Origin of the sequence: Vogesella mureinivorans (genome assembly GCF_007644035.1) — a bacterium.
Lineage (GTDB): Bacteria > Pseudomonadota > Gammaproteobacteria > Burkholderiales > Chromobacteriaceae > Vogesella > Vogesella mureinivorans.
The window spans coordinates 1-447 of sequence record NZ_VMTV02000389.1 but is presented as its reverse complement, the minus strand read 5'-3'; the positions used below and the strand labels follow the sequence as shown (position 1 = coordinate 447).

Genomic DNA, 447 nt, shown 5'->3' with positions numbered 1-447 from the left:
CAATGATTTTAAAATATCAAAACCAATTTTAACTTCTTCTTCAGGCTCTGCTGCCAATGAAATACGCATGGTGTCACCAATGCTGACTTTTTGTTGAGAGACACGATTATCTTTATTCACTATGAATACATAAGAGAAACCATCACGTAACAAGACTGCGGTTTGTGGTACAGTTAAAGCGGGTTTTTGACCTAAATCAAATTCGCCCTTAACAAACATGCCCATACGAACTGCATCAGTGGTTGGAATATCGACATAAACCAAACCATAGCGTGTTTGTGGGTCGATCACTGGTGCAATCATTCTTACTGTCCCTTGAACAGCAGATCGAGAAGGATCAGGCGAAGTAATTTGGGCGATTGGAACAGGCAAGACCGCGTCGCCACAAGATGCTCAAGCGATGCATGCAAAAATTCGTGAAGGTTTAACTCAAATTACAGTTGAAGC

2 protein-coding genes are annotated in these 447 nt (G+C 41.4%); one reads left to right on the top strand and one right to left on the bottom strand.

Features of this window, described 5'->3' with window-relative positions; translation table 11 throughout:
- Positions 1-303, bottom strand: a 303-nt coding sequence (locus tag FLQ44_RS11155; protein ID WP_206208826.1) for an efflux RND transporter periplasmic adaptor subunit, incomplete at its 3' end; no start/stop codon positions are given.
- Between the two features lie 46 nt (positions 304-349).
- Between FLQ44_RS11155 and FLQ44_RS24690 the strand changes: the two genes are divergently transcribed.
- A partial coding sequence (locus FLQ44_RS24690; RefSeq protein ID WP_338117476.1) for a triose-phosphate isomerase occupies positions 350-447 on the top strand: 98 nt, incomplete at its 3' end.